Raw genomic sequence first — 14113 nt, 5'->3', positions numbered from 1 at the left:
TATCAGTTAAGTTGATCCAAGTGTACTTCTTTACCAAGCGTGATGTTATCACTGTAGTCAATCGGAACGTCGACGATGACGGGACCTTCCGTCTTCCATGCTTCTTCCATGACGGAGACGAGTTCCGATGGATGGTTGACGCGGAGTCCTTTGGCACCAAAACTTTCGGCGTATTTCACAAGATCGACTTCACCGAACGATGTGCCCGATTTCCGGTTGTATTTCATTTCTTGTTGGAAAGCAACCATATCAAAACCACTATCACGCCAAACGAAATGAACGAGTGGTGCATTCAGTCGGACGGCAGTTTCGAGCTCCATCGCGGAGAAAAGGAACCCGCCATCACCAGAAATCGAGACGGCTTTTTTACCAGGGCGAACGAGCGTCGCAGCAATTGCCCAAGGTAAGGCGACGCCAAGTGTCTGCATGCCGTTGCTGAATAAAAGGTGACGTGGTTCATACGAACGGAAATGGCGAGCCATCCAGATATAGTGAGACCCGACATCGACGGTAACGGTCACATCGTCAGCGATTTGTTCCCGTAATGTTTTCATGAAATAGAGTGGGTGTGTCAAAAGAGAGTCTTTGGCGATTGGTGGAATATCTCGTTCCTCTAGCCGTTGTTGAAGACCACGCAAGAACTCCGTTGAACTCGTCGGGAGGGTCAGTGGATTCAAACGGTCAGATAAGGCGTTGATCGTTGCTGCGACATCACCGACAAGTTCCCGGTCCGGGCGATAGAAGTGATCAATTTCAGCGCGCATCTGATCGAGGTGAATCAAAGTCCGGTCGTGGGAAGGTTGATTCCAGAACTTCGGATCATAGCCGATCGGGTCATATCCGACCGCTAAGACGAGATCGGCTTCTGCCAACAAGGAATCCCCTGGTTGGTTGCGGAATAGACCGACGCGGCCATAGAAGTTCGATTCGAGTTCTCGCGAAAGTGTACCGGCTGCCTGGAACGTCTGGACGACAGGAATCGATACCCGTTGTAAGAGTGCGCGAATCGCTTGGACGACATGTGGTTGACTCGAGCGCATACCAAGTAATAACACCGGTAACTGAGCTTGCTCGATTAACGTTGCTGTCTCGTTGACCCACTCTTCTGGAGCGATCCCGAGTTTGGGTGTCGGGACTGCTTTAAAGGAGGTGACGTTCGATTCACTTAGACCAACATCTTGCGGGATGCTGACAAAAGTGGCACCGGACGTCGTTTCAGCAGTCCGAAACGCATTCGACAAGACCTCTGGAATATTATCGGCATCTTGAACTTCGGCGCTGAAGTTCGTGATTGGTGTGAAGAGAGCCTGATTGTCCATCGATTGGTGAGTCCGTTTCAGACGATCGGCACGCGGCACGGCACCGGCGATCGCGACAACCGGGTCACCTTCCGAGTTGGCCGTGACGAGACCAGTCGCGAGATTCGAAGCGCCGGGACCTGATGTGACAAGGACGACACCCGGTTTATCCGTTAAACGACCAATGGCTTGAGCCATGAAAGCGGCATTTTGTTCGTGGCGTGCGACAATCAGTTTCGGACCACGATCCTGAAGAACGTTGAACACGGAGTCGATCTTCGCGCCCGGGATTCCGAAAATATAGTCGACCCCTTGTTCAATCAAGGTGTCGACGACTAAATCGGCGCCTGTTTTCTTCTGTATCATATTTTCTTTTTCTCTGTTTTGTTTTTCTTTCATTACAATTCTCCTTCTTTACCAATAGTTTTGGTTGTTCGATAGCTGTAATTAAAAAACTGTTTCAACGAAATTATACAACTGTTTTAGTGATAATCCAAGGTCAATCGTTCAGAAACTAAAAAAGACACCTTGTGATGAACACAAGATGCCTTGACTTGACGATTATTCAGCGTTGACTTTACCAAACGTCGCCCAAACGAAAAGGGCAGTTACACCCATGACGAGGACGATCGGGGAAGCCCATGAGATCAAGAAGTCATCCATCAATAAAACCTCCTTTTAATGAAAAACCTTTGTACTGTCAGTGTAGTAGATTGCTCACTAATTCTCAAGTGACGATCTGCTGAACATTCTTTTTTGAGAGTAGGAAGAACATCTTATATATTTACCCGAATCATGATAAACTTATCTGCGGATAATTTAAGAATCGAAAGGATGAGCAGTATGCGTTTACGCCACAAGCCATGGGCACTGGATTATATGAAAGAGCAATCCTCCATCTATATAGCAGACCCGTCAACTTTAAAAGGAAACTGGTCAAGCGAATTTAAGAATACAAATCCGATCTTCATCGAAGTCGGTTCGGGCAAAGGGGCCTTCATCACAGGGATGGCAAAACAGTATCCGGAGGTCAACTTCATCGCAATCGAGTTATTTGAGAGCGTTGCTGTTGCAATCGTTCAGAAGATGGTTGAAGAACCACTTGAAAATGTCCGTGTCTTGACTGTCGATGCAAAAGACTTACGTGACTTCTTTGAAAAAGGAGAAGTTGCCCGTGTTTATTTGAACTTCTCTGATCCTTGGCCAAAGTCACGTCATGCGAAGCGACGCTTGACATACAAAACATTCCTTTCGACATACGAAGAGATTTTACCGAAGAACGGGCAGATTCACTTTAAGACGGATAACCGGAAATTATTTGAATCGAGTCTGATGACGATGTCGGCTTACGGGATGACATTTGATTGGATGTCGCTTGATTTACACGCCAATGAGCCGGAAAATAACGTCAGAACAGAATACGAAGAACGATTCTCAGCACTTGGTCAACCGATTTATCGGATGGAAGCGACGTACGATAATTAATTTGGACAAAAAGTTTTCTTATTTTCCTAGCATTTCTTTCACACTTTTTTCTTATTAATTGGTACAATGTTGTTGACTGAAGAACTGTATTTACAGGTAAAGGGGGAATTTGGGGATGTGGCAAAAAAGCTTAGCCTTCGTAACAGCACTCTTTCTCGCATTAAGTATCGGTCAATCGGTATTCGCTGCGATTGATACGTCATCTATGCAAAAAGCACTTGATGAGGATTTGAAGAGTACGCATTACGATTATAAAAAAGGATCTGTTGAGATTGAAGATCCAAAAATGTTTACTGGTGAAAAAGGTGAACAGATTATTGGTGGAATTGCTGTCATTGAGACGGTTCGTGATGGAATCTTCATTACAATGAAACGTGAAATTCATTTCTATAACGCAGATAGCGGCAAATTACTTACAAGTGCAGATGCAGCTAAAGTAGATGGCGTCAAAGAATACATCGATAGCAACTCGGATAACTTGCAACAAAAAGTTGTCTACTGGTTACCGATGTTACTGATGTTATTATTGATTGCTGTACCAGCCATCATGTTATATGTCGTCGTACCGCGCCTGTATTCTACTACAGAATATATGAACCCGATCTACGAACGTAATGACAATCCGCGTTGATCAAGACGGAATACCAAAACACCCGATGTGAACCATATGGCTCACATCGGGTGTTTTTTCATTCAAACGAACAAAACGAGTAAAAAAGCGATAATTGCAGGTAAACCTTGTTTCCAGAGAATCGAAAGACTGGCCGTCGCGGCTCCGTAAAGAGCGGCAATGATGACGCAAGCGAGGAAAAAAAGTTGAACAACGGACGAACCGAGAATCAATCCGAAAATCAAACCAGCGGCAAGGAAACCGTTGTACAACCCTTGATTTGCGAACAGCGTCTTGATGCGGGGATCTGCGGCAGTTTCTTTCGTCAAATTAAATGTACGCAGCGCAGGACGAGACGATAAGAAAAACATCTCAAGCGCCAAAATATAAAAGTGTTCTAACGCGACGATGAGCACAAAAATCGTGGCGAGCATATCCATAAAGAATTTTCCTCCTCAAAAAAAGACCATACTTCGTCGATCGAAGCATGGTCTACATATTATGCATATTCGAGTAAAGCACCTGTTTCCGCATCAACAGTAAATTGATACGTCTTTTCGTCGTCACCTTCAAGGACCGAGATGCCACCTTTGTAGCTTTGGTAGTCACGTGACTCATATGCATAAGCCTCTGGTGTTGCAGAGATCCATGCACCTTGGACACGTCCTTTTGCTGAAAATGTGCGTTTCGTGATTTCGAGCGCTTCCTCGGCAGATAATTGTTTGTTGTCGACAGCCTTCTTGACTGCGAAAGCGGCAACGACAGCTGCTGCAAGACCGATAATCCAATAGCGTTTTTTCATTAAAATTCCCCTCCTTACAGGTTCTATTCCTACTGTACCAAATAATTCGCCCAGTGAGAAACAAAAGGTTAAGTGATTGAAGCAAAATTTTGTATAATGAATGAACAGGAGGCGATACATATGAATGAAAAAACAAGAGAGTTATTTCGAACGTTAACGGAATTGAATGGTGCACCCGGATTTGAACATGATGTCAGACAGTTCGTCAAAGAACGGATTGCACCGGTGACCGATGAAATCATTACGGATGGTCTCGGATCGATTTTTGGAAAACGGACAGGGCAAGCAGATGGCCCAAGAGTCATGGTCGCAGGACACATGGATGAAGTAGCCTTCATGGTGACACAAATCACCAAAAACGGGATGCTCCGCATTCAACCGCTTGGTGGATGGTGGAGTCAAGTCTTGCTTGCACAACGGTTCTCGATTTGCGGGGATAAGGGAATCATTCCCGGAGTCATCGCATCAACTCCGCCCCATCTGTTGACGGATGAGGTTCGGAATAAGCCGATGGCGATCAAAGACATGTTCATCGATGTCGGTGCAGATTCAAAAGAAGAAGCCGAGTCGTTTGGCATTCGTCCGGGTATTCCGGCGGTTCCGTTTTTCCCGTTCACTCCGATGGCGAACCCGAAAAAAATCATGGCCAAAGCATGGGACAACCGTTATGGCGTGGGAATGGCAATCGAGTTATTAGAGGAAACGACAGCATCGGACCATCCGAATGTCTTATTCTCAGGCGCAACGGTCCAAGAAGAAGTTGGATTACGCGGCGCCCAAACGGCAACGAACCTGATTGATCCTGACGTCGCATTCGTCGTCGACGCGTCGCCGGCAAATGATGCGTCGGGGGATAAAACAGAATTTGGACAGCTGGGACAAGGTCCGTTGTTGCGGATTAAGGACAGTGTCATGATCTTATCAAAAGAGATGACGGAGTACGTCTTAGATACAGCGGAATCAAACAACATTTCGTATCAATACTATGTTGGGGCAGGCGGAACAGACGGCGGAGTCATCCACCGCTCGAACAACGGGATTCCAACGACCGTCGTAGGTCTGCCGGCACGCTACATCCACACGCATGCGTCGATCATGCATACGGATGATTACGATGCAGCAAAAGAGTTACTCAAAAAACTCGTGACACAACTTGATGCAACGACACTAGCTACTTTACAAGTGAAGTGAAATTAGACTGAAGAGGATGTTCAAGTTCCTCTTCGGTTTTTTTTATTGATTTCAAATTGTCTTGTCAGGTGATGAACAATTGTATGCTCTTTTTCTGGAGTGTTTGTTATAATGAATTTGATTTTAAGCAGAAGGAAGTGGCATTTTGTTAAAACAGAAAAATATCTTGCTCAGCCCGAAAATATACTTCATCACGGTTCTGAGTTATATGGCGTTAGGACTCTTCAGTTCATTAATCATGGGATTAATTTTAAAGACGATCGGTGAAGGGCTGATGACAAATGGAGTCGATGCATCGTTTTTAGTCACTGTCGGAGAACAAGCCATTGCGTTGACAGGACCGGCGATCGGCGTAGCGGTGGCGTTTGCGTTAGAAGCGCCACCACTCGTCCTGTTTTCGGCGGTTGCCGTTGGTGCATTTGGTTATGAAGCTGGAGGTCCGGCCGGCAGTTATGTAGCGGCAGTCATCGCCACTGAAATCGGTAAATTGATTTCAAAAACGACGCGGCTCGATATCATTTTGACACCGTTCGTGACCTTATTGATTGGCTTTGTGAGCGGAAAGTACGTCGGGGCTTGGATCGGAACGTTGATGACGGATTTAGGAGAAGTCATCCGTTGGGGAACGGAACGGGAACCTTTGATTATGGGGATTTTCGTTGCGACCGTCATGGGTCTGGCGTTGACGGCCCCAATCTCAAGTGCCGCACTCGGCATCATGTTAGGACTTGACGGGCTGGCGGCAGGAGCGGCGACGATTGGATGTGCCGCTCAGATGATTGGTTTTGGTGTCATCAGTTACCGTGATAATGGGATTGGCGGATTCATCGCACAGAGCGTAGGAACATCAATGCTGCAGGTCGGGAATATCATCCGGAATCCCTGGACGATTGTACCACCGACGCTTGCGGGAGCTATATTAGCCCCATTTGCGACAGTTTTGTTGACGCTAGAAAGTAATCCAGAAGGTTCGGGTATGGGGACGAGTGGGCTTGTCGGTCCATTGATGTTATTGAAGACAATGGGTTTTGAAGCGGAATATTATGTAGCGGTGATCGTCCTATGTTTTATCGCTCCTGCCTTGTTGAGTTATTTGATTTATCGTGGCTTACGGCGCATCGGACGAATTAAAGATGGTGATTTGAAGATTGAATACTAAAAGATAGGCTGATACAACCGTTAGTCTTTACATAAAACAGGGAGTGGATTTCAAATCCACTCCCTGTTTTTATCTAAATGAAACCATTTGCTTGACGCGACTCTTACAGAGCGAGCTTGACACTCCCGCGGCTCAAGCTGCAAACTCACACCTTTGGTGTGAGTGGGATTCTGAAGTGCTTGTGCGAGCACAGTGTTTTGCTCAAGCCTTCAGATGAGGGTGTGCCATCACCCCTCCTGAGACAGACCGTATAGGTTCTCAGGCTGGTTGACTGTTACCATCCACAGGACGTTGCAGGTGTGTCCACCTTATGTTTTAGCGTCTTTTGCATGACGACAGACATCGTTTTACCGGTCACATGGTTTCTTAACCGAACCGTATACGATGATCAAAGGACGATGGACACTAGCGTTTTAGAGACTTGTACTTGTCTATAGGTCACTTATACCCAAATGTCGGATGTGTTTCACATCCGAACTCACTTTCATCCCATGTCTAAAGACGGGCTACGCCCGATATGAGCTTTCACGTTCGTAAAATCTGTAAAGAAGAACGATTCCTGTTTTCACAGCGAAAAACCAAATGAACTGGAGTAGAAGCTAATAAAGAAGACATACAAATACAAAACATAAAGCGGAAGCAAATAACGCATCCGAACGATTGGTAATTTTCGGGCAAGTCGCTTGGTGAATAGTTCGAGCAACATGATGAGCGCAAAACCGACGACGAGTAACATCAGAATCTGCGGTAAACTCCGTTCGGAATCAATGAACGAATAACCGTACCGAAGGCAACTCGTCATGCCGACAAAACCGACGAATCGTTCGAAGGGATGTTTGATAGGTTGGTCAGTCATAGTCATTTCCTTTCGAGACATTTTCTAGTTGCAGTATAGCAAACAGAGCGCGAAAACGCACAGAAACATTCGAATATGCTATGATGAAGCCAATGAAAACAGCTTGTACTAAAGGAGTCGATAGGGATGAAGAAGTTAGAATCCAAACAACAGTTTGATGAAGCGAAACAAGGAAATGCAGTCTTTTTATTCTCCGCCAATTGGTGTCCGGATTGCCGGTTTTTAGATCCGTTCATGCCGGAGATGGAAAGCACGTTCAATGAATTTGATTTTTATTACGTCGATCGTGACGAGCACATTGAAATTGCCCAGGAAATGGACATCTTCGGTATTCCGAGTTTCGTGGCTTACCGCGATAATGCAGAAACAGGTCGTTATGTCGGGAAAGAACGAAAAACACCGGAGCAAGTCACGGCATTTTTAGAAACAGTCTGACATCAAAGCGAGCGCTGTCTCGCTTTTTTTAATAGGAAAGGATGAAAAAGAGCCATGGAACTACAACAAATTCGTCGGATGGTGACGGAAGCATTTGAAACATCACGCTATACCACGTATTTTGATCGTGAAAAATCGGTGTTGCGCATCGAACGGAAGCAGGACCGGACAGGTGTTGATTTAGGTCTGAACCCATTGGTCGCAAAAGCGAAACGACGTGGTGTGATTGCGGTCGAAGAAACGATTGAATACATCAAAGCCGTCCTGGAACAGACAGAACCCGTTTCGTTAACGGGGCATGAACAGCAGGTTTTCCCGGTCATCCGTGCGAAATCATTTGCCGATAAGACAAAAGACGGAAAGAAAATCATCAGTACACCTCATACGGGTGAAACAAAGATCATGTATGCGCTCGATCTGGGTGCAACATATCGGTTGATTGATGAAGAATTGTTAGCACAAGCGGGGTGGACGGCAGAACATTTGTCAGAAGCGGCACGCTTTAACTTGAAGACACTGGATGCCCCCTTTAAAACCGATGAAGTAGCTGGGAACATCTTTTACTTTTTAAGTACGGGTGACGGATACGAGGCAAGTCGTGTCTTAAATAAACAATTGTTAAGCGACTATGCTGAAAAAATGGCAGGTGAATTTGCGGTCGGCATCCCGCATCAAGACGTCTTAATCTTCGCCGACATTCGAAACGATGCCGGATATGATGTCTTGCAACAATTGATGTTTGATTTCTTTACGAATGGCCGAGTTCCCGTCACGGCACTTCCGTTTATCTACGACGACGGAAATCTCGAACCGGTCTTTGTCCTTGCAAAAAACAAGCAGCCGAAAAGTTAAATAATCTGCTACAATAGGCATTGTGAGAAAGTTTGAAGGGAGTCATGGATTGAATGAATGTTTTTTATAATAAAGAAGGTGTCGGTGACGTTTTAATGGTCATCTTAGCAGACGCTCCGCGTGCTGAAATCACAGCTGAACGAAAAGGACGTGTCGCGACGATTTTCCATGGCACAGACGTCATTGGTTACAATATTTTTGAGGCATCGGAAAAGTTTGACCTGAGCAGTGTTGGGGCGGTTGATCTGACACCGGAACTCGTTCAAACGATCCAAGGGATCTTAGCAGAAGAAGGCATTACATTCGTTGCGGATGACATCGACTATTCACCGAAGTTCGTCGTTGGATTCGTTGCTTCTGCTGAAAAACATCCGGACGCTGATAAATTATCGGTCTGTCAAGTTGATGTGGACGGAAATACGTTGCAAATCGTTTGTGGGGCACCGAATGTCGAAGCCGGACAAAAAGTGGTCGTGGCGAAGCCGGGAGCAGTCATGCCTTCTGGTTTGATCATTCGTCCGTCCGCACTGCGCGGAGTAGCCTCAAGCGGCATGCTTTGTTCTGCACGTGAACTCGGTCTGGCAGATGCGCCACAAGTCAAAGGGATTCTTGTGTTGGATGAATCAGCGCAAACAGGAGAGGCATTTTTAATCGGTCGATAATTCGACCGATTTTTTAACAAGATGGAGGGGTGAAGGAATGAGCAATCGTTATGAGCAGTCGTTAAAGGAACAGGCAGCACGAATCCGACGAGAATTAGCAGGCGAAAAAGAAACGAAGCCTGTTGAGCGTCCGAAAAAAGAAGAACGGGAAGATCGCTTCGTGTTGACGGATGTTCCATCGCCTATTTACGGATTCCAGCGACCTAAAAAGCAACGGTCGATCCATGAAGAGGGAATTTCAGACGAATCAGAAGTTGAGGTTTCAAGTGAGCTTAAAGAGGAAAAAACGAAAGAGTCGCTTGCAGATGCTACGGATGAGACGAATGAAACATCAGAGATCGAGACGATGGAACAGACTGATTCGACTGAAGCAGATGCGGGTCTAGTCCCGACGACTGATTCTGATCTACTTGTTCCTGAACCAATCATCGAACAAGTGCCGGAAGATCGTGCGGAAGAAACGCAGCCGGAAATCTTACATGTCGTAGCGACAGAAGAAAACGAAGTCCGGTTGGAAGAAGCAACGGATGAGACGAATGAAACATCAGAGATCGAGACGATGGAACAGACAGATTCGACTGAAGCAGATGCGGGTCTAGTCCCGACGACTGATTCTGATCTACTTGTTCCTGAACCAATCATCGAACAAGTGCCGGAAGATCGTGCGGAAGAAATGCAGCCGGAAATCTTACATGTCGTAGCGACAGAAGAAAACGAAGTCCGTGAATCAGAAACGGCATTCCAAGTGACGGATGAAAATGCGGCAAATATCTCCGTGACAACAATCGAAGAAACGGTAACTCCGCAAGCGGATCAGGTGTCGATCAAAAAGCCAATCGGACCACCTGTAAACGTTGTGATGACAACAAAAGATTTAATGGCAATGTATCGTGCACGACGGGAACAAAATAATTTACATGGTAAAAAATAAATCGGTTTGCTATAATGGTACAGGTTTTGTACCCAAGCCCGATGGTACGGACCGGAACGTGAATTGGAGGGCTCATATATGACAAACTATCATTTTGTAGGGATTAAAGGGACTGGGATGAGTGCGCTTGCCCAAGTGCTACATGAAATGAATCATCAAGTGCAAGGTTCTGATATTGAAAAGCATATTTTTACGGAAGATGCCTTACGGGCAAAAGGAATTCCGTTTTTCCCGTTTAGTGCGGACAATATTAAAGAAAATCAAGTCATCATCCAAGGGAATGCCTTTGGTGATGATCATCCAGAAATTGCTCGGGCAAAGGAACTGGATTTAACGATCTATCACTATTATGACTTTTTAGGGTATTTGGCAAATGAATACCGATCGGTTGCGATTACAGGTTCGCACGGTAAGACATCGACGACTGGTTTATTGTCACACGTTTTGAGTGGCATCACGCCGACGGCATTCTTGATTGGTGACGGAACTGGTGCCGGTGTTGAAGACGCAAAGGCGTTTGTCTTTGAAGCGTGTGAATACAAACGACATTTCTTATACTACAAACCGGATTATGCGATCATGACGAACATCGATTTTGATCACTCGGACTACTTTACAGGCATCGACGACGTCGTATCAGCCTTCCAAGAGATGGCGATGCAAGTCAAACAAGCGATCGTAGCGTGTGGAGACGACGAACATCTTCAGAACATCCAGGCGAATGTTCCTGTCTTGTATTATGGTTTTGGCGAAAACAATGATTTCCGAGCGGAAAACGCAACATCAACACCGGACGGGACATCGTTTGACGTTTATCTCCGCGATGATTTCTACGGCACGTTCTTGATTCCTGGTTTTGGACAGCATCATGTCTTAAATGCATTGTCTGTCATTGCAATCTGCCAGTACGAAGGATTAAGCAAAGAAGATGTTGCAGCACGTCTGTCTTCGTTTGGTGGCGTTAAACGTCGTTTCAGTGAATCAAGTTTTGGTTCACAGATTCTAGTTGATGATTATGCGCACCATCCAAAAGAGATCAGTGCAACGATTGAATCGGCACGGAAAAAATATCCCGATCGTGAAGTCGTGGCAATTTTCCAACCGCACACGTACACTCGCTTGAAATCATTCATGGATGATTTTGCGACATCGTTACGTGAAGCAGATGCGACGTATCTGTGTGAAATCTTTGGATCAGCACGTGAGCAAGAAGGGCAAGTTCGTGTAGAGGATCTGCAAGAAAAAGTACCGGGATCGGATATTCTGACACGGGACAACGTATCACTGTTAAGTAAACATGAAAATGCCGTATTGCTCTTCATGGGAGCAGGGGACATTCAAACGTATCAAAAGCAGTATGAAGGTACGAAGTGAATATAAATATGCAAATCGGACACTGACGGAAATTTGTCGGTGTCTTTTTTTGTCGGTTTCGTGAACCAGTAAAAAAGGAGGAATTATTGACTCGGAAAATCGTTAACTTTTCATTGCATCTTGAATTGATTTTTGGAATAGTGGGTGTATGTTATTTAGAAAGGAAAGAGGTCATGGGACAGATTTTGCTCATTTTATTATTACAACTGATTTACGTGCCCGTCTTGACATTGCGGACCATCATGCTCGTCAAAGGAAGAACTGTCATTGCAGGTGCGTTAGGAACAGTTGAGACGTTGATTTACATCTTTGCACTGGGGGTCGTCTTCCGGGACTTGACGACGCTTGGGATGATCGTTTATGCACTCGGCTTTGGCTTCGGTATCTTGATTGGAGGATTTATCGAACGAAAACTTGCCATCGGATACAATATGATTCAAGTTCATACACAGGATTTCCCGGCGGAGTTGATTCAAGTCATCCGTGACAATGGATTTGGTGTTACCCATTATCAAGGACAAGGGCGGGACGGGATTCGTTATCGCTTGGATGTGCTAGCTGCTCGGACACGAATGAAGATCTTACGCAACCTGGTCGAAGAATATGAACCAAAGGCTTTTCTGGTAGCATTTGACTCGGTTGATTTTAAAGGTGGATACATGCTCAAAGGATTGAAGCGTCCACAGTGAGTCTGAAAGGTCGGTTCCACTAAATCGGACATCGGAAGATTCTCTCATGAAATCATGTTTAAGTTTTGTTATTTAAGGATAAAGATGATATAGAACAAAACACAGTTTTTATTGAGAGGAGAAATCTACGATGATTAGTAATCATGCTAAAACTGCTTTAAACCAACAGGTGGCGAACTATGGTGTCCTGTTCGTAAAACTCCATAACTATCACTGGTACATCAAAGGTCCTGAATTTTTGACGTTACATGTAAAACTCGAAGAATTGTATACATGGGTCTCTGAACAGTATGACGTCGTAGCAGAACGTCTGTTAATGAACAACGGAATGCCTTCTGCGACACTAAAAGAATATTTGGAACAAACGACGCTTGAAGAGGCGAAATCAGGTTTATCAGCGGATGAAATGGTCGAATCGGTCATCAGTGATTTCCAACAAGTCCGGAAAGAGATGCTAGATGCCATCGAACATCTTGAATCGCAGGATGTAACGGTCGAAGACGATTTGTTAGCGCAAGCTAAAGAAATCGAAAAACAGATTTGGATGTTGCGGGCGACGTTAAAAAAATAATGAAAAAACGGATGGCTGCATCCTATAAGGAATGTGCCATCCGTTTTTGACTTATTTCAAGTTTTCAGGATTCAAGACATCGAGTTCCGGAAGCACGAACCGACCATCTTTACGAATCAATACATCGTCAAACCAGATTTCACCGCCACCGTAATCAGGGCGTTGGATGTTAACCAAGTCCCAATGGACAGAAGAATCATTCCCGTTATAGGCTTCTGCATAGGCTTGACCCGGTGTGAAGTGGAAGCTGCCGTCAATCTTCTCATCGAACAAGATATCCTTCATCGGATGTTGGATGAACGGGTTGACACCAATCGCAAACTCACCGACGAACCGGGCTCCTGCATCTGTGTCGAACACTTGATTAATGCGTGCCGTATCATTTGCAGTCGCTTCAATGATTTTTCCGTCTTTGAATGTCAATGTGACATTTTCGAACGTGAATCCTTGATACGGTGATGGTGTGTTGTATGAAATCGTCCCATTGATGGAATCCTTGACTGGGGCAGTGAAGACTTCACCGTCCGGGATATTGGCATTGCCGGCACATTTAATGGCGGGAATGTCCTTGATTGAAAATGCTAAATCTGTTCCAGGACCAACAAGACGGACGCGGTCTGTCCGATTCATCAAATCAACAAGCGGTGTCATCGCCTCGCCCATTTTGGCATAATCCAATGTACAAACGTCGAAATAAAAATCTTCGAAGGCTTCCGTCGATTGATTCGCAAGTTGTGCCATGGAAGTCGTCGGGAAGCGTAAGACAACCCATTTGGTGCCTTTCACACGGTCTTCTGTATGCATCTTACCTAACGTCTGTCCGTACAGTTTCATTTTGTCAGACGGGACATCAGACAGTTCATTGATGTTGTCGCCTGCACGTAAACCGATATAGGCGTCCATCGCCTGCATTTGTTTTCGTTCGACATCCGCCATCAATTGAAGTTGATCTTCCGAAGCATTGCGATAGAGTTTTCGTAAAATGCGGTTGTCTTTCAATAAAACGAACGGAAGACCACCTGCTTCATAGGCCGCATCGACCAAGGCTTCGACGAGTTCACGTTCGATTCCAAAATTTTCGATTAATACTTTTTCACCAGGAGCAAGCGCAACCGAATAATTTATTAAATTCGTTGCAAGTTGGGTAAGACGTGGATCACGCATAAAAAAGTTCCTCCTCAAATGATGTATGTAGGTT

At 45.3% G+C, this 14113-nt stretch carries 17 protein-coding genes; 11 read left to right on the top strand and 6 right to left on the bottom strand.

The window, feature by feature from the left end:
• Nucleotides 1-2: 2 nt before the first annotated feature.
• Both alsS and cydS read right to left on the bottom strand, forming a co-directional pair.
• Nucleotides 3-1697 (bottom strand): acetolactate synthase AlsS, encoded by a 1695-nt coding sequence (alsS, locus tag KNQ13_RS02020; protein ID WP_209547986.1) that lies wholly within the window; start codon nt 1695-1697, stop codon nt 3-5.
• A 162-nt stretch (nt 1698-1859) separates the two neighbouring features.
• The gene (gene cydS, locus KNQ13_RS16285; RefSeq protein ID WP_371818609.1) at nt 1860-1961 is read right to left on the bottom strand and encodes a cytochrome bd oxidase small subunit CydS family protein; all 102 of its coding nucleotides are present in this window, start codon (nt 1959-1961) and stop codon (nt 1860-1862) included.
• 180 nt (nt 1962-2141) lie between these two features.
• Between cydS and trmB the strand changes: the two genes are divergently transcribed.
• Together trmB and KNQ13_RS02010 are read left to right on the top strand one after the other, a co-directional pair.
• Entirely contained in the window at nt 2142-2783 is a 642-nt protein-coding gene (gene trmB, locus KNQ13_RS02015; protein ID WP_071499690.1) for a tRNA (guanosine(46)-N7)-methyltransferase TrmB, read from the top strand.
• A gap of 115 nt (nt 2784-2898) precedes the next feature.
• On the top strand, nt 2899-3414 hold the full coding sequence (locus KNQ13_RS02010; protein WP_071499691.1) for a hypothetical protein: 516 nt from the start codon (nt 2899-2901) through the stop codon (nt 3412-3414).
• A 62-nt stretch (nt 3415-3476) separates the two neighbouring features.
• Here KNQ13_RS02010 and KNQ13_RS02005 read toward each other — a convergent pair whose 3' ends face one another.
• Complete coding sequence (locus tag KNQ13_RS02005; RefSeq protein ID WP_209547985.1) at nt 3477-3833, bottom strand: DUF1304 domain-containing protein; 357 nt, start codon at nt 3831-3833, stop codon at nt 3477-3479.
• 59 nt (nt 3834-3892) lie between these two features.
• A complete protein-coding gene (locus KNQ13_RS02000) occupies nt 3893-4195 on the bottom strand; it encodes a PepSY domain-containing protein (protein ID WP_012371126.1) in 303 nt (100 codons plus the stop codon).
• Nucleotides 4196-4315: 120 nt separating this feature from the next.
• On the opposite strand from KNQ13_RS02000, the gene KNQ13_RS01995 reads away from it, so the two are divergent.
• The gene (locus KNQ13_RS01995; protein WP_209547984.1) at nt 4316-5386 is read left to right on the top strand and encodes a M42 family metallopeptidase; all 1071 of its coding nucleotides are present in this window, start codon (nt 4316-4318) and stop codon (nt 5384-5386) included.
• Nucleotides 5387-5531: 145 nt separating this feature from the next.
• A complete protein-coding gene (locus KNQ13_RS01990) occupies nt 5532-6545 on the top strand; it encodes a PTS sugar transporter subunit IIC (RefSeq protein ID WP_209547983.1) in 1014 nt (337 codons plus the stop codon).
• 565 nt (nt 6546-7110) lie between these two features.
• On the opposite strand, the gene KNQ13_RS01985 is transcribed toward KNQ13_RS01990, so the two are convergent.
• Nucleotides 7111-7401: a hypothetical protein gene (locus tag KNQ13_RS01985; protein ID WP_209547982.1), complete on the bottom strand. Its 291-nt coding sequence runs from the start codon at nt 7399-7401 to the stop codon at nt 7111-7113.
• Nucleotides 7402-7527: 126 nt separating this feature from the next.
• Here KNQ13_RS01985 and KNQ13_RS01980 point away from each other — a divergent pair, with 126 nt between their 5' ends.
• The 7 genes from KNQ13_RS01980 to KNQ13_RS01950 all read left to right on the top strand — a co-directional run bounded on the left by KNQ13_RS01980 (nt 7528) and on the right by KNQ13_RS01950 (nt 12915).
• Nucleotides 7528-7836, top strand: coding sequence for a thioredoxin family protein (locus tag KNQ13_RS01980; RefSeq protein WP_209547981.1), 309 nt, complete (start codon nt 7528-7530; stop codon nt 7834-7836).
• 54 nt (nt 7837-7890) lie between these two features.
• Nucleotides 7891-8688 carry a DUF1444 domain-containing protein gene (locus KNQ13_RS01975; RefSeq protein ID WP_209547980.1) on the top strand — a complete coding sequence of 266 codons (798 nt, stop codon included), beginning with the start codon at nt 7891-7893 and terminating at the stop codon, nt 8686-8688.
• A 53-nt stretch (nt 8689-8741) separates the two neighbouring features.
• Entirely contained in the window at nt 8742-9350 is a 609-nt protein-coding gene (gene ytpR, locus KNQ13_RS01970) for a YtpR family tRNA-binding protein (RefSeq protein WP_209547979.1), read from the top strand.
• A 37-nt stretch (nt 9351-9387) separates the two neighbouring features.
• Nucleotides 9388-10281 (top strand): hypothetical protein, encoded by an 894-nt coding sequence (locus KNQ13_RS01965; RefSeq protein WP_214773181.1) that lies wholly within the window; start codon nt 9388-9390, stop codon nt 10279-10281.
• 78 nt (nt 10282-10359) lie between these two features.
• Nucleotides 10360-11655, top strand: a complete 1296-nt coding sequence (gene murC, locus KNQ13_RS01960) for a UDP-N-acetylmuramate--L-alanine ligase (protein WP_071499700.1) — start codon at nt 10360-10362, stop codon at nt 11653-11655.
• Between the two features lie 173 nt (nt 11656-11828).
• Nucleotides 11829-12344, top strand: coding sequence for a DUF5698 domain-containing protein (locus KNQ13_RS01955; protein ID WP_071499701.1), 516 nt, complete (start codon nt 11829-11831; stop codon nt 12342-12344).
• A 130-nt stretch (nt 12345-12474) separates the two neighbouring features.
• The gene (locus KNQ13_RS01950) at nt 12475-12915 is read left to right on the top strand and encodes a Dps family protein (RefSeq protein WP_209548480.1); all 441 of its coding nucleotides are present in this window, start codon (nt 12475-12477) and stop codon (nt 12913-12915) included.
• A 51-nt stretch (nt 12916-12966) separates the two neighbouring features.
• On the opposite strand, the gene KNQ13_RS01945 is transcribed toward KNQ13_RS01950, so the two are convergent.
• A complete protein-coding gene (locus KNQ13_RS01945) occupies nt 12967-14079 on the bottom strand; it encodes an aminopeptidase (RefSeq protein ID WP_071499702.1) in 1113 nt (370 codons plus the stop codon).
• Nucleotides 14080-14113 lie beyond the last annotated feature (34 nt).

The organism is Exiguobacterium sp. s128 (genome assembly GCF_018618815.1).
In the GTDB taxonomy this organism is placed as follows: Bacteria; Bacillota; Bacilli; order Exiguobacteriales; family Exiguobacteriaceae; genus Exiguobacterium_A; species Exiguobacterium_A antarcticum.
This window is presented reverse-complemented; position numbering and strand designations above follow the sequence as displayed.